This is a genomic window from Parashewanella curva (genome assembly GCF_003675895.1).
In the GTDB taxonomy this organism is placed as follows: Bacteria; Pseudomonadota; Gammaproteobacteria; order Enterobacterales; family Shewanellaceae; genus Parashewanella; species Parashewanella curva.
On the sequence record NZ_ML014798.1, the window covers coordinates 1 to 23,488 of the forward strand.

Genomic DNA, 23,488 nt, shown 5'->3' on the forward strand with positions numbered 1-23,488 from the left:
AATTAAAAGCCAATCGTTTGCATGTCTGAAATCAGTCTTACCTAAGTAAGTTTGATTTCTATCTATGCGGACTCTTCATTGATAGAATTTTTGTTAGCATCCGAAGATGATAACTGGATGTTTCTATTTCTGCGAGTGTCCACACAGATTTGCTTGATACTTATTTTTAAAGAACATTGTGCTTTTATCAGCACACCGTTGAAGCATTCTCTTCAGCGGTTCAGGGCTGCGTATTCTACGCATTTCCCTGTGGTCGTCAACAACTTTTTTTAAAGTTTTTTTCGACCGTTTAAAAAGTGACTTAATCGCTTTCACTTTCTACCTTGAAGCTCAAGGCTGTCCTGACTCAGTAGCTGCTGTAACAGTGTTTGTTTTGCCGCTGTGCCGTGTCAGTGGTGGCGAATTATAGGGAGCTTAGAATTTTGCGCAACCCTTTTTTGAAGGTTTTTTGCATTTATTTTTTACTACCAAATTAAGCACATTTAACGCACCTTTAACTCACAGAGTTATCCACATTTATTGCTTTTAAAGTCATATTTCCACTGTACTACCATTCTTTATATTTGAAGTAGTCTTCGAACTGACTTCTACTATTCAATATAACTCGGTGTGCAAACATAAAAAAAGCGCTTCATATTAGAAGCGCTTTTTTAGGTTCACTTATATAAGTAGATGTTTAGTTCAAGCGGCCATGGCATTGTTTGTACTTTTTACCAGAGCCACATGGGCATGGATCATTTCGACCAATCTTCTCACCTTCTCTGACGATTGGAGTGTGATTAGCCATTTCCGCTGTCATTTCATCACCCGTTGCCATCGATTCTGCTTGCGCATGTTGATATTCACGGTGGAGGCGCGCTTCTTCTTCACGGCGACGCTGTTCCATTTCTTCAACTTCAGATTGTGCTTGCACCTGAACTTTAGAAAGAATGCTGATCACATCGTACTTTAGAGATTCCAACATTTCTTGGAATAGCTCAAACGACTCACGCTTGTATTCTTGCTTTGGATTTTTTTGCGCATAACCACGTAGGTGAATACCTTGTCTTAGGTGATCCATTGCCGCTAAGTGTTCTTTCCACAATGTATCGAGCGTTTGTAGCATTACTGACTTTTCAAATTGACGTAATACTTCAGGACCGACCATTTCTTGCTTTTGTGCGTATTCTGTTGCCCAAGTTTCAACAATACGTTCACGAAGCGTTTCTTCATGAAGATCATCTTCTTTATCTAACCACTCTTGAACGGGCAATTTCAGACCAAATTCTTGCTGAAGGCGGGTTTCTAAACCTGGTATATCCCAAAGCTCTTCAATTGACTGTGGCGGAATGTACTGATCGATCATGGCATTAAGTACATCATCTTTAATGCTGGCGATGGTTTCTTCGATATGCTCAGCATCCATCAGATCATTACGTTGCGAGTACACCACTTGGCGTTGGTCGTTCGCTACATCATCAAACTCTAACAATTGCTTACGGATATCGAAGTTACGCGCTTCTACTTTACGTTGTGCATTTTCAATGGCACGTGATACCCACGGATGCTCAATAGCTTCGCCTTCTTCCATACCCAGTTTTTTCATCATGCCCGATACACGGTCTGAAGCGAAGATACGCATTAGGCTGTCTTCCATAGATAGGTAGAAGCGAGAAGAACCCGCATCACCCTGACGGCCTGAACGACCACGAAGCTGGTTATCGATACGACGAGATTCGTGACGTTCTGTTCCTAGGATGTGCAAACCACCTGCTGCTACGACTTCGTCATGACGAACTTGCCAGTCAGATTTGATTTTTGCAATTTGCTCATCCGTTGGATTATCTAGTTCTGCAACTTCTACATTCCAGTTACCACCTAGTACGATATCTGTACCACGACCCGCCATGTTTGTTGCCACGGTTACCGAACCTGACCGACCAGCCTGAGCAACAATTTCTGCTTCTTTTTCGTGGAATTTTGCGTTCAGTACGTGGTGTGGAATTTTCTCTTGCTTCATTAAGCGAGATAATAATTCAGATTGCTCAATCGAAACGGTACCCACCAAGACTGGCTGGCCACGCTCACGACAATCGCGAATATCATCCAAAATAGCGTTGTATTTTTCACGAGCTGTTAGATAAACCAAGTCAGCACGATCATCACGGATCATCGGTTTGTTGGTTGGAACAACAACCGTGTCTAGACCATAGATGTGTTGGAATTCAAACGCTTCGGTATCCGCAGTACCTGTCATACCCGCTAATTTTTCGTATAGACGGAAGTAGTTTTGGAAAGTAATGGATGCCAACGTTTGGTTTTCGTTTTGAATATCCACGCCTTCTTTGGCTTCTACCGCTTGGTGTAGACCTTCAGACCAACGGCGCCCCGGCATGGTACGACCGGTATGTTCATCAACAATTACCACTTCACCGTCAGCAACGATATAGTCAACATCTTTTTCAAATAAGGTATGAGCACGCAGACCGGCATTTACATGGTGAAGTAATGAAATGTTCGCAGCTGAATAGAGTGAGTCGCCTTCTTGAAGTAAACCCGTTTCAATAAGCAAGTTCTCGATCTTTTCTTGACCACGCTCAGTCATATGAACTTGCTTCGACTTTTCATCAACGCTGTAGTCACCGTCACCAGTGAACTCTTCACTGTCTTCTTTCTCTTGTGAAACTAAGTTTGGGATCAGCTTATTAACTTTAATGTAAAGTTCAGAACTGTCTTCTGCAGCACCAGAAATAATAAGTGGAGTACGAGCTTCATCAATAAGAATCGAGTCAACTTCGTCAATCAGTGCATAGTGAAGTGGACGTTGCACGCGCTCTTGTGGTGAAAACGCCATATTGTCACGAAGATAGTCGAAACCAAATTCGTTGTTGGTACCGTAAGTAATGTCAGCCGCGTAAGCTTGCTTTTTCTCTTCTGGTGCAAGCCCCGCTACGTTGATACCAACAGTCAAACCCAAGAACTCAAACAATGGGCGATTTAACTCGGCATCACGACCCGCAAGGTAATCATTCACGGTAATGATATGTACGCCTTTGCCCGTTAATGCGTTTAGGTATGCAGGCAAAGTTGCAGTTAACGTTTTACCTTCACCGGTACGCATTTCCGCGATGCGGTTACTGTCCAGTACCATGCCACCTAATAGTTGAACGTCAAAATGACGCATATCAAAAACACGCTTAGAAGCTTCACGCACGACAGCAAACGCTTCAGGAGTGATGCTATCTAAGGTTTCACCATCTTCAATACGCTTGCGAAACTCATTGGTTTTCTGTGCAAGTTCGTTGTCTGAAAGCTTCTCAAAATCCACTTCCATTGCGTTAATCTGGGTGACAACTTTTCCTAAACTTTTCAGGGTGCGTTCGTTACGGCTACCAAATATTTTTGTTAGTAATTTTCCAAACATCTGAATCACTTTTTCTGCTAGAGGCTAAAATCTGTCTAAAGTTAACGACCAAGGGTGATCATCTTGGTTTACGGTAGACGTACTTTTGCGGATTGACTTGTTGTCCTGCCCGCAACACTTCGTAATGCACATGAGGCCCGGTTGAACGCCCTGTACTTCCCATAGTGGCAATTTTTTGTCCCTTGGCAACGACATCACCAAGGTGAACGCTAATGCTTGCGTTGTGTCCATAACGAGTACGTAACCCGTTACCATGATCAATTTCGACTAAATTTCCATATCCGAAGATACTCCCCGCCCAAGTCACAACTCCTGAACCTGTAGCCACAACATTCTCTCCCTCAGTTCCAGCAAAATCAATGCCCTTATGCATTGCTCTTCGGCCTGAGAAAGGATCATTGCGTAATCCATAAGGAGAAGATAGCCAGCCTTTATTAATGGGACGACCGGAAATGTATCGTTCGATATCTATATGGTGATTAGTTACAACAGTTTCAAGTACTTTGAGTTGTTGTTGACGATTTTCGATACGGTTTGCAAGATCATCCATATCTTTAAGAAGCTGATCTAGCTGGACACTCTCACCTATTTCACTGACACCACCAACACCAACTTCGGTTGAGAAGTTAAATTGATCGTCCAAATGATTCTTTTTGGCAACTTGCTGACCTAGAGCTTCAACACGAGTAAGATTGGCTTGCATTCGAGCAATATGAGAAACGAGCAGTGCAATTTGAGCTTGAGTTTGTTGTTTGAGTTCTATGACTTGCTCTTTTTGAGCCTGTCTTTGATGCTTAGCAGTGTTAATGCTAACTTGCTGATCAACAAATCGCTGATTATTATAGTGGTATGCACTCACAAGGATCGCTATGAGCGTCACAGGCAATAATAGCCAGCGCTTTCCTAATTCAATGCGTTTTGCACCTTGTTTACCTTGTATAAATAAAGTGACACTCATAAACCATTAGCCAATATTATTAATATGAAAAAGCTTCCTCAACAACTCAATCAATTGCTTAATAACTCAGGCTCACTGCCTGAACTAAAAGAGAAAGCCGAACTAATTTTACGTTTGAACCAATTGCTAAAGCAGCATTTACGTGGTCCGATAGCTGAGCAAGTGCATGTAGTTAACTTACGTCAAAATACATTAATCCTTGAAACGCCCTCTGCGGTTTGGGCTACTCGATTAAATGCACAAAAGTCTCAAATATTACTTACAATTCAAAATGAAGCATTGCCAATGCTCACTGGTATTGACGTCAAAGTCAACCCAAGGTTATCGACCTATGACGCAAATCCTCCCATTAAGCACGCAAAACTCAGTCAAACTTCAGCTTCTCACATTGAAGCACTGGCAGAGAGTGTTGAAGGAGAGTTAGGCCAGAAACTAAAACGGCTGGCTGCATTAGCCAGCCGTAATAGGCAATCTTAGAAATATTAGGCCATGGCAGCCGCGTTGCTGGTGCTAATGAATTGCACAGGAACATCGGCTTCTTGTTCGTAACTTACTAATTCCCATGCTTCTTGATGGTTGAGTAATGCACGAACCAGTTTATTGTTGAGAGCATGACCTGTTTTATAAGCACAGAATTCACCAATCAACGCGTGACCTGCGACATACAAGTCCCCAAATGCATCAAGGATTTTATGCTTTAAAAATTCATCGTCATAACGCAGCCCATCAGGATTCAATACTCGATATTCATCAAGCACTACCGCATTTTCCATGCTGCCGCCTAGTGCAAGGTTGTTGGCTCTTAGATATTCGATATCTCTCATAAAACCAAAGGTACGAGCGCGACTGATATCTTTAACAAAGCCTGACGTTGAGAAATCCATCACCATGTGTTGTTGACTACGCGCGATTTCTGGATGTTCGAAATCAATTTTAAAGTCAACTTTAAAACCAGAGTAAGGTTTAATTTCAGCCCATTTTTCTCCGTCTTCAACACGGATAGTCTCTTTGATTCTAATATACTTTTTAGGTGATGATTGTTGAGCAATTCCTGCCGATTGTAATAAGAATACGAATGGGCTTGCGCTGCCGTCCATGATCGGGATTTCTTCAGCATCAACATCAATATAAGCATTGTCGATACCTAACCCTGCCAAAGCGGCAAATAAATGCTCGATGGTCTGGATTTTCACACCGTCGTCATTAACCAATACAGTACAAAGCATAGTTTCACGAACTTGATCCGCTTTTGCAGGGATTGCAACCGCCGGTTCCATATCCGTGCGCATAAATACAATACCTGTATTTACCGGAGCTGGACGAATGGCAAGTGTGACTTTACGGCCGGAATGTAAGCCAACGCCAGTCGTTTTCACCATTTTCTTTACGGTTCTTTGAAAAATCATGCAGTTACCTGTATTTGTCTTTTGTATCTATCGGTCAGTAAAACACCCACTTAAACCGCAGGCTGGTTCAAGCGGGTCGAATATACTAACACATTTTGTTGACGACACAAAAATTCACCTCATTTGAGGCAAAACCTATGTCGCTCAAGCCCTATATCGTGGGCTTAAGCTAACCAATTATCAGTCAGCTTGTTTACGTAAAAACGCAGGAATGTCTAAGTAGTCTAGCTTACTTTCCGGCGTTGGGGCTGTTTGTTGCGCAGGAACGACATTTCCTGTTGGCGTAGCAACCCCCACTTTTGTATCATCGATTGCCAAATTTTCAGCCACACTGACTGTAACTGGCTCAACTTCTACTCGAGGTGAAGATACTGGCGTATTGGGCTTATTTACCAATGTGATGTCAGGTTTTTTCTCAGCACCAATACCCGTTGCAACTACCGTTACTCTTAACTCATCGCTCATTTCTGTATCAATAACTGCACCAACAACAACCGTAGCATTATCAGAAGCATAAGCTTTAACGTGGTTGCCCACAGTTTCAAATTCTTCAATGCTCATATCCATGCCAGCAGTGATATTGACTAATACACCACGAGCACCAGCAAGATCGATATCTTCTAACAATGGACTGGCTACCGCTGATTCTGCCGCTTCTTCAGCACGATCTTCACCACTGGCAATCCCTGTACCCATCATGGCGTTACCCATTTCTGACATTACTGTTTTCACGTCTGCAAAGTCAACGTTAATCAAACCAGGACGAGTTATAAGCTCTGCAATACCTTGGACAGCTCCAAGCAGTACGTTGTTAGCGGCTGCAAACGCATCCAATAATGAGGTACCACGACCTAACACTTTTAACAGTTTTTCATTTGGGATGGTAATAAGTGAATCAACATGCTTACCAAGCTCAACGATACCTTCATCAGCAAACGTCATGCGCTTTTTACCTTCAAATGGAAATGGCTTGGTCACAACTGCGACCGTTAGGATCCCTTCCTCTTTGGCAATCTGTGCAACAACTGGCGCTGCACCAGTGCCTGTTCCACCGCCCATACCGGCTGCGATAAAAATCATGTCACAACCTTTAATTGCAGCACGAATGTTATCTTTGTCTTCTTCAGCTGCTAAACGACCTACTTCAGGGTTCGCACCAGCACCTAAACCTTTAGTAATATCTCGACCGAGCTGAATCGTTGAACCCGCCGATGACTTGCGCAAGGCTTGCGCATCGGTATTGGTAGCAACAAATTCCACCCCTTCGATATTGTGTTTAACCATGTGCTCGACAGCATTACCACCGCCGCCACCGACTCCGATGACCTTGATCACCGCTTCGTCTGAATGAGTGTCCATGATCTCAAACATAATCAGAACTCCATATTGCCTGCATTAAAATTAAAACTCACCTTTAAACCAACTTTTCACTGTACCGATAAAGCTTGTTACGCCTAGGCGCTCAGAACGATCGTTTTCACGATTCATCAATTGACGAGCGCCATAGTGTAATAATCCTAATCCCGTTGAATAAATTGGTTGTTTAATGTATTCGTAAAGCCCCTTTACTGCCAATGGGTTTGCAACCCTCACCGGCATACCAAACGTTGCTTCTGCTACATCTACTGCGCCATCTATCGAAGCTGTTCCACCTGTTAATACGATCCCAGCTGCTATTTGATCTTCAAAACCACTATCACGTAATTCTTGCAGTATCAGTTCAAACATTTCCTGATATCTTGGTTCCACCACTTCGGCCAAAGTATGACGTGACATCGAACGTGATGGTCGTCCTCCTACTGACGGGACTTCTATATTTTCTTCTCGGCTAACCGCTGCACTTCTAGCGTTAGCAAACTGAACTTTAATTTGTTCAGCATGAGTCAATGGGGTCCGGAATATCTTCGCAATATCGCTACTTACTTGATTTCCAGCAACAGGAACCACAGCACAGTGACGAAGTGCACCATTGGTATACACCGCGATGTCTGTTGTACCGCCACCAATATCGACTAAGCATACCCCTAAGTCTTTTTCATCATTTGTCAAAGTGGCATCGGCTGAAGCTATACCTGAGAACACTAGATCATCCACTTTTAAGCCACACCGCTCAACACTTTTTGTGATATTTTTCGCCATATCATTGGCACAGGTCACAATATGCACTTTTGCTTCCATCCGCATTCCTGACATTCCAATTGGACTTTTTATCCCATCTTGAACATCAATGGCATACTCTTGTGGTAGTACATGCAAAATTCTACGCTCAGTAGGTATTTTAACCGAACGAGCGGTATGAATCACATTATCTACGTCTTCTTGAGTCACTTCTTCATCATTAATAGACACCATGCCATTTTCATTTTGGCAAGAAATATGTTTACCAGAAATACTGAGATAAACGGAGGTCACTTGACAGTCAGCCATCAATTCAGCTTGATCGAGTGAACGCTGAACACTTCGGATGATTGAGTCTAAGTCATTGACGCCGCCTTTATCCATTCCTCTTGAGGGATGATTACCGACACCCACTACAGTAATTTCGCCATCGGGTAATACTTCCCCAATGATCACTGCCACCTTTGAGGTTCCTATGTCCAACCCAACAATTAAATTTCTTTCTTGGTTTTTGGTCATGAGTTATCGATTCTCACTTTGTCTTTTTTTCCAGCCGATAGCTAATCCAGTATCATACCGTAAATCTACATGGTCTATTGGCTTGTTTTCTTTTTTTAAGATTGGATACACATCTATAAATCGCTGCACACGACGCATTTTGTCTTCTCGCCCAAGGTGAAGCTCTATACCATTTGCTAATATCACTTGCCAAGCACGCCTTGGCGTTAGCGTTAGCCGCTCTACATGAAATCCATTTATGGCTAATAACTTTTTTAGCTGTTGGTAGCTTTTGAGCATGTCCTTTGCCTCTCCATTTGGCCCATATAGGTAAGGTAAGGGCCCCATTTCTATGTGTTTAGGTACAACCGCTTGAAACACATCACCTTGTTGATTGATCCATTGATTACCATTCCAATGAGCCAGTACCTGTTGCTCCTGTATGTAAACCTTCAATTTTGAAGGCCATTCACGTTTAACCGAAGCGCGGTACACCCACGGTAACGCCTCTAACGCTTTTTGTACTTGAGTCACATTGGCACTAAAAAAACTACGACTTAGCAAACTTTTAAGCGCCATTTGTATTTCACTATCAGTCAGATAGTGTCGTTCTCCTTTCACAACAACAGCGTCAATCGGTACTTGCTGTGCATCATTGACTAGCTTAGTTAGCTTCCATCCTGTCAACGAAAATCCGAAGATCACAAGCACTAGAAAAAAAAGACCGCCAACAAAATACCAATTAACATCCGTCAGCCTTTCTTTATAACGCTGGTAGTTTTCTCTCCATTTCAAGCCTGAGTCACTCCACACCACATGCTAGTTTCACTCTTAAATTAGCGCTGTTAGAGCATGGTATATCTGCCGATTAAACGCCATATTATGAAGATTATTCACCCTTAATCAACGAAAATCCCAGCTCTGATCTTACTAACTCTTTCGACAATGCTCCAATGTTTCCAGCCCCTTGGGTTAACACGAGATCGTTGTCTTGTAATACATCAGGCAAAAGCGTAGCTAATTGCTCAGTAGAATTAACAAATATTGGATCCACTTTGCCACGCTGACGAATCGCTCGGCATAGAGTACGGCCATCAGCCCCTGGAATTGGCTCCTCTCCAGCGGCATAGACTTCCAATAACAGTAAACTATCGACTTGAGATAACACATCTACAAAGTCTTCAAATAAATCCCGAGTACGAGTATAGCGGTGTGGCTGATAGGCCATCACCAAACGCTTATCAGGATAGGCCTGTCTAGCCGCCTCTATTGTTGCAGCAACCTCACTGGGGTGGTGACCGTAATCATCCACTAAAAGAACTTGCCCTTTAGGAGTACTGAAGTCTCCCAACTTTTGAAAACGACGCCCAATGCCTTGAAATTCTACTAAGGCTTTTTCAATAGGTAACTCTGTAATGTCATCTTCTTCTGCCACGGCAATAGAAGCTAGCGCATTAAGAACATTATGCTTTCCTGGCATATTTAGCTTAACTTTTAAGTCTTCTTTTCCTGCGCGGCGAACTGTAAACGCACTGATAGCCCCATGTTGCTCAAAATTTACGGCCTTATAGTCAGCATCATCACTAAAGCCATATGTCACAACCTTACGACCAATTCGAGGCACTAACTCTCGAACCACAGGATCATCTATACATACAACTGCTAGCCCATAGAATGGCAAATTATGTAAAAACTCAATAAAGGCCGATTTTAGTTTTTCAAAATCACCTTCATAAGTTCCCATATGATCGGCTTCAATATTGGTTACAACCGCAATCATTGGCTGTAGATGCAAAAAACTAGCGTCACTTTCATCCGCTTCTGCAATTAAATATCGGCTACTGCCTAAACGAGCATTGGTTCCAGCACTATTGAGCAAGCCACCGATAACAAATGTTGGATCTTTTTTCGCTTCTGCATAAATACTGGCAATCAAACTGGTTGTGGTGGTTTTTCCATGAGTTCCCGCAATGGCAATACCGTGTCTAAATCTCATCAACTCTGCTAACATTTCAGCACGCTGAACAAGTGGAATCCTCAACGCTTGCGCGGAGATCAACTCAGGATTATCATTTTGAATAGCTGTTGATACCACGACAACATCAGCCTGTTTGATGTTATCTTCATGATGCCCAATATTAATTTCAGCCCCTAGTTGCGCCAACCTGTCAGTCACTCTATTTCTGGCAATATCTGAGCCACTGATCGCATAACCTTCATTTAAAAGCACTTCTGCAATCCCGCCCATGCCTGCACCACCAATGCCAACAAAGTGAATGCGTTTAATACGACGCATTTCTGGAATTTGACTGCGTAATTGCGCGTGTTTTTCTGCATTTGTCATGCGACTTCTTTCTCCGTTAGTGCTTTACACACCGCAGCAACTTGCTCTGTGGCGTTAATCGTGGCTACTTGCTTCGCTTGTTTGCCCATCGCAGCTAATTCTGCTCGGTTTTCAGCTAACAGGCTCAATTTTTCAACAAACAACTCAACTGATGCAATCGGTTGAGGTAACAAAAACGCACCGCCTGCATTAACCAAAACATTGGCATTTAAGGTTTGGTGATCATCTACGGCATGCGGGTAAGGAACTAAAATACTCGGCTTTCCAACCATAGCCAATTCAGATACTGTTAAAGCCCCTGCACGACAAATTACCACATCAGCCCATTGATAGGCAGCTTGCATGTCATCAATAAACTCAGTAACTTGAACTGAATCTTGTTGTTGTTGTTTTTGGTAAGCCTTAGTAACGGCCTGTAAATTCCCCTTACCCACTTGGTGCCACAATGTCAATGAATGAATACGGCTTAATTCAGCCGCAATTAACGGCATCCAGTCATTAAAAATACCTGCTCCTAAACTGCCACCGACAATCAATACTTTTAAGGCCTTATCGTCTATTGACCAAGTCTCGCCCCTCAAGCTTTCTAATTCAGCCCTGATCGGATTACCAACAACTTTTGCATTCACCGATGGTTCAAAAGTACCTTCAAATGCACATAATACCTTGGTGGCGATTTTTGAAAGCAACTTATTTGTCATCCCAGGGATCGCATTTTGCTCATGCAATACCAAAGGAATGCCACATAACTTAGCCGCTATACCACCTGGCCCACTGGCAAAGCCCCCCATGCCTATAACAACATCGGGTTGAAACGCTTTGATCACAAACCTCGCTTGAGCGATGGCCTTGATTATTTTTATTGGTGCCATCAATTTTCTAATGATACCGTTGCCGCGAACGCCTTTGATATCAATAAACTCAATATTAAATCCATGCTGCGGCACTAATTTAGCTTCCATTCTTTCAGCCGTACCTAACCAAAGTACTTCCCACCCTTCATTAGCCAATTTTTTTGCTACCGCTAAAGCTGGAAAAACATGGCCACCAGTCCCACCAGCCATGACTAAAATTCGTTTCTTCACTGTTTTTTTATTTGTTTTGCATAATGTTGTCATGTACTTCCTCGCCGCTGGATAGCTTGTGTTTGATCCAAACGTACTTCATGATCAATCCGTAATAACATCATGGCAGCCGCCGTCATGATCCATAAGCTACTCCCACCAAAACTAATAAAAGGTAAAGTAAGCCCTTTGGTAGGTAGCATACCTATGCTTGCACCAACATTAACGATAGTTTGAAAACAAATCCAAATACCAATGGCATAAGCTAAAAAACCTTCAAACGGCTTGCTCGATTCTAAACATTTACTGCCAAGCCGTATCGCCCTTAACGTCACAAACAGTAGTATTGAAAGCGCAAGAATGATCCCAACAAAACCAAGTTCTTCACCAACGACTGCAAAAATAAAATCTGTATGCGCTTCAGGAAGGTATTCTAGTTTTTGAATGCTATTACCCAATCCTTGTCCTAACCAGCCTCCACGACCATAAGCCATCAATGACTGAGTCAACTGATACCCGGCTCCAAAAGGGTCATCCCAAGGATTCATAAAAGATGTCACACGTCGCATTCGATACGGCGCTGTTACCACCAACACAACAAATAAGGCAACGCCTAACATCATCAGCAAGAAGAAGTCTTGTAATCTTGCCCCAGCTAACCACAACAAACCTACGGTTATGACAAACAACACAACCACTGACCCTAAATCTGGCTGCAGTAGTATTAACCCGGCATAAGCAACAAGTACGAGTATTGGCTTAATAAAACCAAACATACGCTGGCGTACTTCATTATTTTTTCTAACTAAATATCCAGCCAAATAGACACTAAATGCCAACTTTGCTACTTCGGCCACTTGGATACGAATTGGCCCCAACTTTAGCCATCGAGTCGCTCCATTGACGTTATGCCCTATCAGCAATACCGTAACTAAACCAAGCAGCACTGCAATTAACAACCAAGGACTCAGCTTTTGCCAGAAACTCATATCCACACTGAGCACAACGATGGAAATGGCTAAACAGCCTCCAAGGTACAATAAATGGCGCCCAACAAACTGATAAGGATTTCCGGTTAACGTTTCAGCCTCTGGCATTGAGGCTGACATCACCATCACAAACCCAAAGCCAAATAAACAAATGATAGAGAATAATAATCCCCTATCATAGAGCTGATGACCCGGACGGCGATCACCCAATAATCGCTTCGGCCAAGACCAAGAAACTTCAGATCCGAATAAATTAAGCTGTTTTTCAGTGCTCGCCATAATGTTCAAGCACCTTTTGTTTAAAGTCGTTACCACGCTCAACAAAATTGTGATACATATCTGTACTGGCACAGGCAGGAGATAACAAAACGATATCTTTATCCTCAGCTTGCTCTATGGCGTAAGTTACCGCTTGCTTCATGTTCTCAACAACTTTATGGTTCTTTGTCAACTCAGCCAACGCCTCGGCATCTTGGCCGAATAGAATGGTAACTTTGACTCGTTCAAGTGGTGCTCTTAAAGGGTATAAATCGGCTTTTTTAGCATCACCACCTGCAATAAGTATGATATTGCCATCATCATTATGTAGTCCATCTATGGCCGCTACGACAGCACCAACATTAGTCGCCTTAGAGTCATCTATAAATGTTATTCCATCATGCTTGGCAATGTTTTCGCAGCGATGAGACAATCCAACAAATTGACTAGCGGCTTCTATCATTGCAGTTTTTTTAACGCCAGCAATTTGAGCTAATGCCATCGAAGCAAGGATATTTGCTTGGTTATGGCGACCTAAAGCTGCGGCTTCATTGGTGGGCATAATGCTTTCATCACCATGACAAAACTGACCGTCGACAACTCCCCATTGCTGTGATTCAGGTTTATCTAAACCAAAGCTAATTACGCTCGTTAGGTTTAGGGGATGCGCTTGAAAATCGTGTCTATTAATCACCTGATATTGAGTTTGATCAAATAGCTTCAACTTAGTCTTGCGATAGCTATCAAATGTCAGGTATCTATCCATATGATCATGAGAAATATTTAAACATGTTGCCGCAAGGCAATTTAGGCTTGTAGTGGTTTCCAGTTGAAAGCTACTTAGCTCCAATACATACAGAGCGGCTTCTTGCTCAAGCAAATCCAATGCAGGGGTTCCTATATTGCCACCTACTGCTACCTTTATGCCACTTCGCTTAGCCATATCCCCCACCAAAGTGGTTACGGTAGACTTACCATTCGATCCTGTAATGCCAATGACATCGGCCTGAGTTGAGCAAATTGCTCGAGCAAATAACTCAATATCACCAACCACTTCTACGCCGAGATTTTTAGCGGTTTTCACTTCAGGTGTTGATATCGATACCCCTGGACTGATAATAATCTGCCTTGCTTCCAACAACATATCTTGATCAAACTTGCCAACAACCACGCCCACGGTAGGGAATTCTTTCATTAAAGATTCCAGTCCAGGTGGCAAAGCGCGATTATCCATAACGCAAGGGGTAATACCTTGTTTAAGCAAAAAACGCACGATGGAAAGCCCGGTGGCTCCCATTCCAAGTACTATGTGCGTGTATGGCTGTTTCATTCTATTACCCTAACTTATTATCTGAGTTTTAATGTGGCTAAACCAAGCATGACCAAAAACAACGATATAATCCAAAAACGAACAATCACTCTAGGCTCTGGCCAACCCTTTAATTCATAATGATGATGAATTGGCGCCATTCTAAAAATTCGCTGCCCTCGCAACTTGTACGAACCGACTTGTAAAATCACAGATAGAGTTTCCATCACAAATACCCCTCCCATGATCACTAGCAAAATTTCTTGCCTTACCAATACAGCAATAACACCTAGTGCCGCCCCTAGAGACAATGAACCTACATCCCCCATGAAAACTTGAGCAGGGTATGTGTTAAACCACAAAAAACCCAATCCAGCTCCGACGATGGCGGTACACACTATCACCAGCTCACCCGCACCAGGCAAATAAGGAATGTGCAGGTAATGTGCAAAGCCCGTATGTCCTGATAAATAAGCAATCAAGGCAAACGCTGCTGCAACCATAACCGTTGGCATGATAGCTAAGCCATCTAGGCCATCGGTAAGGTTGACTGCATTACTGGAGCCAACAATGGTAAAATAGGCCAAAACGATGAACAAACCACCCAATTGCGGCATAATGTCTTTAAAAAACGGCACAACTAATTGAGTTTCACCTGATGACGAAGCATTAAAATACAAATACCCCGCAACCAACAAAGCAGCAATGGATTGAAAAATATACTTCCACCTTGCAATCAAGCCTTTAGGATCCTTTCTAACCACTTTGCGATAATCATCCAAAAAGCCAATCGCACCAAAGCTCGCCAATACAAACAGAGTGACTAACACATAGTGATTGTCTAGGTCTCCCCACAGTAACGCACTGGCAAAAATACCAAATAAAATCAGTAAACCTCCCATAGTAGGAGTGCCACGCTTGCTAAAATGCGATTCTGGACCGTCATTGCGAACGACTTGGCCAATTTGCATTAACTGCAAGCGCTCAATTAACTTTGGGCCTAGCCACAAACTAAATAATAGTGCAGTCAATAGTCCTAAAATTGCTCTCAATGTCAAATAAGAAAAGACATGAAACCCTGAGTAAAACTGGGCTAAATACTCCGCTAGATAAACCAGCATTTACTTCCACTCCCCACGCTCATAAGCGCTTTTTATTGCATTCACCACTCGCTCCATTGCAGCGCTGCGTGAACCCTTAACTAAAATCGTCATTGCTGTTTGTTGTTGATTTATTTTTGCTTGTATAGCATCCACTAAAGCCTGCAATTGCGTGAAGTGCTTTCCACCAAATTGTTCAGAAGTTGCTTGGCTTTTATCACCTAAGGTCATGACCTCGCTTATATTGTTTATCTTGGCGTATTCTCCAATCTCTCGATGCAGTTTCTCAGTATTCATTCCTAACTCAGAAAAATCACCTAGCACTAACATTTGTTCGCCTTGCTGCAGTCGTAACCAATCAATAGCTACTCGTACAGAAGAAGGGTTGGCATTATAGCTATCATCAATAAGCTGTACATGTTCAATTTGATGAGGCTGCATACGACCAGACACTGTACTAACTTGATGTAAACCAGAGACAATATCTGCCAATGAGAGCCCTAGGGCGATTGCCATTGAAGCTGCTGCCAATGCATTATAAACATGGTGTTTACCGTTTAGAGGCAATAGCACCTGCTCTCGCTGCTCTTGATAACACAAAGTAAACTGATATTGACCAAGCTTATTTGCAGATATATCAGTGGCTTTAACATCAGCGTCATTCTTAATGCCAAAACAAAGTTGCTTGTGCTTTTGTGCCACAGCTTTGAAATGCTCAGCATAAGCATCATCGGCGTTGATGATGGCAATGCCATTATCTGTCAGGTGTTGATATATTTCTGACTTAGCAATTGCAACATCATCGATTGAGCCAAATCCCTCGATGTGCGCTTCTCCCACATTATTAACCAATGCCACATGAGGCTTGACTAACGCTGATGTATAATCAATTTCACCTTTATGGTTCGCTCCCAATTCAAACACACCGTATTGGTCATTTTCTGACAGACGGAGCAATGTTAATGGGGCTCCAATATCATTATTGAAATTACCTGCAGTATACAGAACTTGGTGTGACTGCTTGAGGATGGTAGCCAACATCTCTTTTACGCTGGTTTTACCATTGGAACCTGTAATGGCCACTGTGATGACCTTGAGTTTTGCACGTACATAAGCACCAAGTCGCCCAAGTGCTATTCGAGTATCTTCAACAATCAATTGCGGTAGAGTGATATCCAATGGCTGGGAGACCAATACCGCTTTGGCACCATTGCTAATGGCTGAGTCAATAAAATCATGAGCATCAAAACGCTCCCCTCTAAGGGCTATAAAAAGGCATTCTGACTGGATTTTACGCGTATCCGTGCTGACGGCAGAAACGGATACGTCATCACCGACTAAACGAGCGTTTAGCGCTTCAGCTATTTCTTTTAACGTAAGCGTGATCATGCCAGAGCCCCTACTAATGCCCCAACTAAAGCACGTTCATCGTAACTGTGCTTTATTCCTTGGATCTCTTGATACGTTTCGTGCCCTTTTCCTGCGAGCATTACAATATCTCCAGCTTGAGCCTGAGATAGTGCATACTTAATAGCAGTTTGTCTGTCTGTTTCAATATGAGCTAATTGCGGCTGCCTAAGTCCAGTGACTATATCCTCAATGATGGACATGGGTTTTTCTGTTCGAGGATTGTCACTTGTGATCACAACTCTCTGAGCATGTTGTTCGGCGGCGGCCGCCATTTGTACGCGTTTTCCCTTGTCTCTATCACCACCACAACCAAACACACACCATAGTTGTTCCTGACAATGATTAGACAGAGCCTTTAATGCTTGTTCTAATGCATCTGGTGTATGGGCATAATCCACCACCACAGTAATACCCTGATGATAAAAGCACTCCATTCGCCCTTTGGCCGCTTCGAGTTTTGGAACTTGAGCTAATAAAGGCTCAAAGGGATAGCCTTCTTCAAGCAAGACCGCTAATGCTGCAAGCACATTGGATAAATTAAATTCAGCTAGCAACGGAGAGTTGAGCGTCCCTTGTCCATGTGGGCACATCAACTTAGCTGTCACGCCAGTATTGTGATATTCAGCATCACTTACTTGATAACTGGCACTGACGGATGGATGAATGCTAAAACCAACACTTTTACTGAATTCATGCTCAGTATGCCATTTAAGCGCCACCTTATCATCGAGATTCATTAAGCGATGTTCAAGTTCTGGAAACTGAAACAATCTACGTTTCGCGGCCGCATAATTGATCATATCCCCATGATAATCTAGATGATCCCGACTTAAATTATTCATCAAGGCACTGCTAAACGGCACAGCATCGATTCGATGTTGTGCTAAACCATGGCTGGAGACTTCCATGGCGCAGATCTCTACGCCTTGCAGTTGAAATTCATGCAATTGTTTAAGGGTAGTAATGGCATCAGAAGTGGTATTTTCACTTTCTTTTAATTGTCCCCAAACGCCATTACCCACTGTACCCATTACAGCGGCCTTCCCACCTAAATTAACCACCAATTGAGCAATGAGCTGCGTAACAGTTGTTTTACCATTGGTTCCTGTGACGCCTATCACTTTCATTTTAGTTTTATCAACTGGGTAACGTTGAAACGCCAAGGCCGATAATTGGCCTGATAGGTGAGAAAAATAAATGATAGGCCCTGCTGGAGTCATAGTTTGAACTCCATGTTCCTCAGGTTTATCAGTATGAGCAATAACAGCAATTGCCCCTTGAGAAAAGGCACGTTGAATAAAATCTCGGCCATCTACTTGATGTCCCGGTATAGCAACAAAAACATCTCCAGCCGTTATCTGACGGCTGTCTACCGTCAGTTCGTTGAATTTTTCATCGCCGGAATAATGGAACCAAGGAGCAAGCAGATCTTTAATAAGCATTAGCGTACTCCACGTGTATATGCTGCCAATCGAGATTGTTCTTGTGGACTGATGGGTTCGACATTCAGCATTTGTAAAGAAGCAGACATCACTTTTGCAAAAACAGGCGCCGCAACATCACCACCATAGTAGTGATCACTTTTTGGATCGTTTATCACCACCGAAATGGCTAACCTTGGATTGTTTGCGGGTGCGATACCAGCAAAAAGAGCAACATAATCATCTCCATAGCCACCAGCAACCGCTTTACGGCTAGTTCCTGTTTTACCGGCTACAGGATATCCATCTATATGAGCCAGTAAAGCCGTGCCACCTTTTTCTGTCACCCCCACCAACATTTTAATCAATTCATGTGCGATTTTTTCATCTAATACTCGCTCACCTTTCGGTGCTTTTCTCAGTTTTAATATTGAAGCTGGATAAGATATGCCACCACTGCCCAAAGTGGCGTACATTTTGGCTAATTGAAGTGGTGTTGCTGTCAAACCGTACCCAAAAGAAAGCGTTGCTCGCTCGAAATCCGACCAACGATGTTGCTCTCGAATGATACCAGCACTTTCCCCAACTAAATCGATTCCAGTGTAATTACCAAGCCCCATAGAGTTATACGTGCCAATTAATTGTTCTATAGGCATACGTAATGATAATTTGCTCACCCCCATATTGCTGGATTTTTGTAAAATCCGAGCCAAGCTCATGTCACCAAAATTTCGAGCATCACGAACTTGCCTTCCTCCAATTCTCATCCAGCCCGGAGAAGTAGGGATGATCTCATCTAATTTTACCACCCCAGCTTCTAATGCTGCTGCTACCACGAAAGGTTTAATCGTAGAACCAGGCTCATAGGTATCAGTAACAGCGCGATTACGCATTCGAAAGCTTTGTAGTTCATCTCTGGAATTGGGGTTATAGGACGGAGTGTTAACCATAGCGAGAACTTCGCCGGTATGGACATCCAGTACTACAATGGAACCTGAAGTGGCTTGATTGTATTCTGTGGCTTTTTTTAGTTCTCGATAGGCCAAAGCTTGAATTCGTTGATCGATACTTAAGACCAAATCATTTGGCTTTTCGCCTTCTTGAATTACCCCCAAGCGCTCAACAACGTGGCCATCACGGGATTTTCTCACCTTTTGTTTGGATGGCGTTCCCGTTAACCAAGAATTATAAGCTTGTTCAATGCCTTCAATCCCAACGTCATCAATATTAGTAATTCCCACCAATTGAGCAATGGTTTCTCCCGCTGGGTAATAACGACGCGATTCTGCTTTTAAGTAAACACCTTTTAAACGTAACTTTTTAATATAATCAGCAACAATAGGGGTCACTTGACGCTTTAAATACACAAAGCGACGTTTAGGGTTGGCTGTAACTCGATCGAGTAATTTATCTTCTTGAACCTGCAACACATCGGCTAACGCTTGCCAGCGACGTCGATCATCAACACTTTTATTATCATGGATAACTTTGGGATCAGCCCAAACCGCTCGAACAGGCACACTGACCGCCAACATTTCACCATTTCGATCAGTGATCAGACCACGCTGCACTTCAGTGCTTGTGGTTCGTAGCGTTCTCATATCACTTTCATGGCGTAATCTTTCAGGCTCAACCACTTGAATGTAGGCAGCACGAGTAATTAAACTTACAAAAAGCAGGCACACAACCCCAAGCACCACATGTAAACGCCAGTGGATCAGTTCAGGTTGCTGTTTCTGTTTTGCGGCTCTTGTCATGGTAATTTTACTACCACCTCTTCATTGGGTAATGGTCTTTTCATATGCAACTGTTTAGTTGCTATTCTAATAATGCGGCTATGCTCTGTCTGTGACTGCTCTTCTAATAATAAGTTTCGCCACTCCACATCTAACTGATCTCGTTGCTGTAAGAGCCTATCCCATTCACTGATAAGCTTACGGCTTGCATAGCTGTAGTAAACTACTGCCACGGCATTTAACAGCACAAATAACATCAAAAGTAGAACCCATTTATGATTCCAAAGATCTTGAAGTACAATTTTGGGTAAACTTAGCTGTCCTTTAGCCATCCTTCCTCCTAATAAGAGAGGCGTTCAGCCACACGCAATACCGAACTTCTTGCACGCGGATTGAGTTCTAGCTCAGCTGCTGACGGCTTCATTGCTTTACCAACCGCTTTAAGCTTACGATTTTTATTCAATTCTTCTTCAGATACCGGTAATCCGTATGGCACTTCAGCCGCTTGGCTATGTCTTCGAATAAAACGCTTCACCATTCTGTCTTCTAGAGAATGAAAGCTAATTACCGACAATCGGCCTTCGGGGGCTAGGATCGTTAACGCCCCCTCTAGAGCTTGATCGATTTGCTCCAATTCACTGTTAATGTATATCCGTATCGCCTGAAATACTCGTGTTGCCGGATGCTTGTTTTTCTCTTTTTTCTTAGTGATCCGATAAATTAAATCCGCGAGTTCTTTCGTACGTGTAAATGGCGTCTTTTCCCGATCGGCCGCAATGCATCGAGCAATATGTCGCGCATTTTTTTCTTCGCCATAAGTCTTAAACACCCAGGCCATATCTTCTATTTCAGCTCTTGCTAACCACTGTGCTGCCGTTTCACCTTGGCTATTGTCCATACGCATATCCAATGGGCCATCACGTAAAAAGCTGAACCCTCTTTCTGCGTCATCGAGCTGTGGAGAAGACACACCAAGATCTAATAACACACCGTCTACTTTTCCAACTAATCCTTTGGCTTCGATATAATCGGCTAACTGCCCAAAACCACCATGAACAATTTCAAATCTTGGATCATCGTGGTATTTTTCAGCCGCTTTAATTGCCTGCGGATCACGGTCAATCGCAATCAGTCTTCCATTTTTCCCTAATGCTGAAAGCACTAATCCAGAGTGCCCACCTCGACCAAAAGTACCATCGATATAAATCCCGTCAGGCTTAATGCTCAAGCCATCAACGGTCTCTTGTAACAACACCGATACATGGGCAAATACTTCTGTCATATTGTTCTCTTTATTTACAATGAAAAATCCGACAATCTTTCGCTGCTGGCTAAGTTTTCATTGGTTATCGCTTGTTTGCTTTCATCGATAAGTTGCTGCCAAGCTGACTCATCCCATAGCTCAAATTTATTCAATTGCCCCACCAACATGGCGTGTTTTTCTAAACCTGCGTATTTTCTTAGTGTTTGGGGCAATAACAAACGCCCGTTGCCGTCCATTTCGCATTCATGCGCATGGCCCAGTAACAGGCGTTTTAGTGCTCGTTCTGTTTGCTGAGTGTCTGACAACAGCAATAATTTGGCTTCAATTTTGTGCCACTCGTGGATGGGATACAACAACAAACAGGTCGATTGAATGTCTACAGTGATAACAAATTTACCTTCAGATTCAACGCGTAATAGCTCTCGGTATCGCGTTGGCATTGCGATCCGTCCTTTGCTATCTAAGTTGACACTGCTGGCTCCTGAAAACACTCTTTCCCATCCTTGTCCACAAATATCCACAATTTCCCACCAAAGCTAAGTTTAGGGATAGATGGCAAGAATTGTCAAGAAGTCTTCACACCTCATATTCCATTCTCAACTAGCTTTAGACCAAGCTATGACGTGCAATACGGCACACTTTGAAATGGAGGAAACGGCAAATAAAAGAAGGAATAATTTGGGGCTAGAAGAGAAGCTTCAACCATGTTCGGCATAGTTTACCTACTTGAACCTGAATAATAGCAAAATCAACTTACTTTGATAGCCTCACGAAAGTGAGGCTATGGTTAAAGGATTATAATGTGTAGTTTAACTGAATCCCTGCCAACCAAACATTGCCTTTGGCAGCTCCATCAAAATTAATAGCCACTTGCCCCAAAGAGGTTTTTAAAGGGATACTTTCATTAATCGATGCTTTACCATGAGCTGTAATATAAATAACACCAATATCAAGACTGAGCTGTTCATTCGCTTTATAGACAGTACCTAATGAATACCATAGGCGGTCTGAATCAGGAATTGTAGTTGTGCGATACTCATCGTGCACAGCGGTTTTATCTAATGCAACCCCTGCTTTTAATTGCCAAAATGAGCTAAGTGCATAACTGCTTCCGATAGCAAAACGCCAATTATCTTTAAAGTTTTCTTCTTTTAAGAGTTCGCTCCTAGCTCTTTAAACACACTCCATTGTGTCCAGTTGATACTAGTATGAATTTTTAGATGTTCAGATATTTGATGCAGAGTTGAAAACTCAGCAAATGCTGGCAAATCTATAGGTAGTTGTCCATCAAAGCGTTTGCCAGTTCCTCGATTATATAAGAAGCCATCCGCTTTACCCTTTAACTTCAAATCGACTTGACTGTGATACGCCAAGCCAACTTGGTGCTCGGAAGATGCAGCCCAAGTTACCCCTAAATTCCAACCAAAGGCAATGTCATCCCCCTCCAGAGCTTTAAGGCTTGTACCAGCCAGCGGTAATGGTAGAGGCTTGGGTAAAGTCAAACTTGACACCCACTTTGGTACGCTTGAGTTTAGCTCCCCTTCTGCATATACAACTCTTACACCAGCACCTAGTGCGATAGCGTCATTAAGTTGATAAGCAACATTAGGGTTAAATTCTACAGATTTAATTGAAGTTTTTTGACCAAATAAAGCAGAGGCATGATCCGAATCCACTTCTGTGGCTAGACCATATTTGGAATTCATTCCAATGCCCCAGCTCCACTGTTCATTAAGCTGCCCGCTGTAATAAAAGTTTGGCACTATGGCGTTGTCAGCAACATTTTTTGCGCTGGCATCAAAATGCCCTAAAGGCATTGTCTTTCCATCTGCTGTCGTCACCATCAACGAAACATCACCAGGAACATCAATATTCGTTTTGACGTAAATCGCACCCGTGGATACATTTCTCCCTTTCAGGGCAGCCAATAATGCTGGGTTTCTTCCTTGGGATGATGCGTTATCAGCAATAATCGCCTCTCCGGCGAAAGCTCGACCTAATCCGGTCGCAGAGTATTCCGCAAGCTGAAAACCCGCAGCGTATGTTTGAATACTCGATAAAGCAACAGCTGAACAAATAGCAGTAGAAAGATCGCTCTTTTTAACTATTTTCAAAATCATATCTCTAATAAATTATGTGCTTACCCAAATTCCTCGATTAAAGACAACCTTATAGAGTAAACACTCAACGGCGCGCAATCATACTACTGA

At 42.8% G+C, this 23,488-nt stretch carries 18 protein-coding genes and 1 pseudogene; 1 reads left to right on the plus strand and 18 read right to left on the minus strand.

The genetic code is table 11. The features are described from left to right. Positions 1-676: 676 nt before the first annotated feature. Positions 677-3,403 (minus strand): preprotein translocase subunit SecA, encoded by a 2,727-nt coding sequence (gene secA / locus D5018_RS14545; protein WP_121839730.1) that lies wholly within the window; start codon positions 3,401-3,403, stop codon positions 677-679. A 58-nt stretch (positions 3,404-3,461) separates the two neighbouring features. Then, complete coding sequence (locus tag D5018_RS14550) at positions 3,462-4,361, minus strand: M23 family metallopeptidase (protein WP_121839731.1); 900 nt, start codon at positions 4,359-4,361, stop codon at positions 3,462-3,464. Between the two features lie 24 nt (positions 4,362-4,385). On the opposite strand from D5018_RS14550, the gene D5018_RS14555 reads away from it, so the two are divergent. Beyond that, a complete protein-coding gene (locus tag D5018_RS14555) occupies positions 4,386-4,838 on the plus strand; it encodes a DUF721 domain-containing protein (RefSeq protein ID WP_121839732.1) in 453 nt (150 codons plus the stop codon). Between the two features lie 5 nt (positions 4,839-4,843). Here the strand turns inward: D5018_RS14555 and lpxC are convergent, their stop codons facing one another. From lpxC to D5018_RS14635, 16 genes and pseudogenes are all read right to left on the minus strand, one after another. After that, the gene (gene lpxC, locus D5018_RS14560) at positions 4,844-5,767 is read right to left on the minus strand and encodes a UDP-3-O-acyl-N-acetylglucosamine deacetylase (protein WP_121839733.1); all 924 of its coding nucleotides are present in this window, start codon (positions 5,765-5,767) and stop codon (positions 4,844-4,846) included. A 180-nt stretch (positions 5,768-5,947) separates the two neighbouring features. Beyond that, positions 5,948-7,138, minus strand: a complete 1,191-nt coding sequence (ftsZ, locus tag D5018_RS14565) for a cell division protein FtsZ (protein ID WP_121839734.1) — start codon at positions 7,136-7,138, stop codon at positions 5,948-5,950. A gap of 30 nt (positions 7,139-7,168) precedes the next feature. Then, positions 7,169-8,404, minus strand: coding sequence for a cell division protein FtsA (ftsA, locus tag D5018_RS14570; protein WP_121839735.1), 1,236 nt, complete (start codon positions 8,402-8,404; stop codon positions 7,169-7,171). Positions 8,405-8,407: 3 nt separating this feature from the next. Further along, complete coding sequence (locus D5018_RS14575) at positions 8,408-9,178, minus strand: cell division protein FtsQ/DivIB (RefSeq protein ID WP_121839756.1); 771 nt, start codon at positions 9,176-9,178, stop codon at positions 8,408-8,410. A 94-nt stretch (positions 9,179-9,272) separates the two neighbouring features. Beyond that, positions 9,273-10,727, minus strand: coding sequence for a UDP-N-acetylmuramate--L-alanine ligase (gene murC / locus D5018_RS14580; RefSeq protein ID WP_121839736.1), 1,455 nt, complete (start codon positions 10,725-10,727; stop codon positions 9,273-9,275). Further along, positions 10,724-11,845 (minus strand): undecaprenyldiphospho-muramoylpentapeptide beta-N-acetylglucosaminyltransferase, encoded by a 1,122-nt coding sequence (gene murG, locus D5018_RS14585; RefSeq protein ID WP_121839737.1) that lies wholly within the window; start codon positions 11,843-11,845, stop codon positions 10,724-10,726. The genes murC and murG overlap by 4 nt, the downstream gene beginning before the upstream one ends. Next, entirely contained in the window at positions 11,842-13,059 is a 1,218-nt protein-coding gene (ftsW, locus tag D5018_RS14590; RefSeq protein WP_121839738.1) for a cell division protein FtsW, read from the minus strand. Before ftsW ends, murG begins: the two co-directional genes overlap by 4 nt. After that, positions 13,046-14,368, minus strand: a complete 1,323-nt coding sequence (murD, locus tag D5018_RS14595) for a UDP-N-acetylmuramoyl-L-alanine--D-glutamate ligase (protein WP_121839739.1) — start codon at positions 14,366-14,368, stop codon at positions 13,046-13,048. Before murD ends, ftsW begins: the two co-directional genes overlap by 14 nt. A 17-nt stretch (positions 14,369-14,385) precedes the next feature. Further along, positions 14,386-15,468, minus strand: a complete 1,083-nt coding sequence (mraY, locus tag D5018_RS14600) for a phospho-N-acetylmuramoyl-pentapeptide-transferase (RefSeq protein WP_121839740.1) — start codon at positions 15,466-15,468, stop codon at positions 14,386-14,388. Further along, positions 15,469-16,836, minus strand: a complete 1,368-nt coding sequence (locus tag D5018_RS14605; RefSeq protein WP_121839741.1) for a UDP-N-acetylmuramoyl-tripeptide--D-alanyl-D-alanine ligase — start codon at positions 16,834-16,836, stop codon at positions 15,469-15,471. Beyond that, positions 16,833-18,299, minus strand: coding sequence for a UDP-N-acetylmuramoyl-L-alanyl-D-glutamate--2,6-diaminopimelate ligase (gene murE / locus D5018_RS14610; RefSeq protein WP_121839742.1), 1,467 nt, complete (start codon positions 18,297-18,299; stop codon positions 16,833-16,835). The genes D5018_RS14605 and murE overlap by 4 nt, the downstream gene beginning before the upstream one ends. Continuing rightward, a complete protein-coding gene (locus tag D5018_RS14615; RefSeq protein WP_121839743.1) occupies positions 18,299-20,035 on the minus strand; it encodes a penicillin-binding transpeptidase domain-containing protein in 1,737 nt (578 codons plus the stop codon). Before D5018_RS14615 ends, murE begins: the two co-directional genes overlap by 1 nt. Then, on the minus strand, positions 20,032-20,346 hold the full coding sequence (gene ftsL, locus D5018_RS14620; protein WP_121839744.1) for a cell division protein FtsL: 315 nt from the start codon (positions 20,344-20,346) through the stop codon (positions 20,032-20,034). Before ftsL ends, D5018_RS14615 begins: the two co-directional genes overlap by 4 nt. An 8-nt stretch (positions 20,347-20,354) precedes the next feature. Next, on the minus strand, positions 20,355-21,296 hold the full coding sequence (gene rsmH, locus D5018_RS14625; RefSeq protein WP_121839745.1) for a 16S rRNA (cytosine(1402)-N(4))-methyltransferase RsmH: 942 nt from the start codon (positions 21,294-21,296) through the stop codon (positions 20,355-20,357). Between the two features lie 14 nt (positions 21,297-21,310). Further along, positions 21,311-21,769: a division/cell wall cluster transcriptional repressor MraZ gene (gene mraZ / locus D5018_RS14630; RefSeq protein WP_121839746.1), complete on the minus strand. Its 459-nt coding sequence runs from the start codon at positions 21,767-21,769 to the stop codon at positions 21,311-21,313. A gap of 304 nt (positions 21,770-22,073) precedes the next feature. Beyond that, positions 22,074-23,398: pseudogene (locus D5018_RS14635) on the minus strand (outer membrane protein transport protein). Positions 23,399-23,488 lie beyond the last annotated feature (90 nt).

Excerpts from the sequence above, each read along its gene's own strand:
- secA (WP_121839730.1), bottom strand. The coding sequence starts at position 3,403 with ATGTTTGGAAAATTACTAACAAAAATATTTGGTAGCCGTAACGAACGC.
- D5018_RS14550 (WP_121839731.1), bottom strand. The coding sequence starts at position 4,361 with ATGAGTGTCACTTTATTTATACAAGGTAAACAAGGTGCAAAACGCATT.
- D5018_RS14555 (WP_121839732.1), top strand. The coding sequence starts at position 4,386 with ATGAAAAAGCTTCCTCAACAACTCAATCAATTGCTTAATAACTCAGGC.
- lpxC (WP_121839733.1), bottom strand. The coding sequence starts at position 5,767 with ATGATTTTTCAAAGAACCGTAAAGAAAATGGTGAAAACGACTGGCGTT.
- ftsZ (WP_121839734.1), bottom strand. The coding sequence starts at position 7,138 with ATGTTTGAGATCATGGACACTCATTCAGACGAAGCGGTGATCAAGGTC.
- ftsA (WP_121839735.1), bottom strand. The coding sequence starts at position 8,404 with ATGACCAAAAACCAAGAAAGAAATTTAATTGTTGGGTTGGACATAGGA.
- murC (WP_121839736.1), bottom strand. The coding sequence starts at position 10,727 with ATGACAAATGCAGAAAAACACGCGCAATTACGCAGTCAAATTCCAGAA.
- murG (WP_121839737.1), bottom strand. The coding sequence starts at position 11,845 with ATGACAACATTATGCAAAACAAATAAAAAAACAGTGAAGAAACGAATT.
- ftsW (WP_121839738.1), bottom strand. The coding sequence starts at position 13,059 with ATGGCGAGCACTGAAAAACAGCTTAATTTATTCGGATCTGAAGTTTCT.
- murD (WP_121839739.1), bottom strand. The coding sequence starts at position 14,368 with ATGAAACAGCCATACACGCACATAGTACTTGGAATGGGAGCCACCGGG.
- mraY (WP_121839740.1), bottom strand. The coding sequence starts at position 15,468 with ATGCTGGTTTATCTAGCGGAGTATTTAGCCCAGTTTTACTCAGGGTTT.
- D5018_RS14605 (WP_121839741.1), bottom strand. The coding sequence starts at position 16,836 with ATGATCACGCTTACGTTAAAAGAAATAGCTGAAGCGCTAAACGCTCGT.
- murE (WP_121839742.1), bottom strand. The coding sequence starts at position 18,299 with ATGCTTATTAAAGATCTGCTTGCTCCTTGGTTCCATTATTCCGGCGAT.
- D5018_RS14615 (WP_121839743.1), bottom strand. The coding sequence starts at position 20,035 with ATGACAAGAGCCGCAAAACAGAAACAGCAACCTGAACTGATCCACTGG.
- ftsL (WP_121839744.1), bottom strand. The coding sequence starts at position 20,346 with ATGGCTAAAGGACAGCTAAGTTTACCCAAAATTGTACTTCAAGATCTT.
- rsmH (WP_121839745.1), bottom strand. The coding sequence starts at position 21,296 with ATGACAGAAGTATTTGCCCATGTATCGGTGTTGTTACAAGAGACCGTT.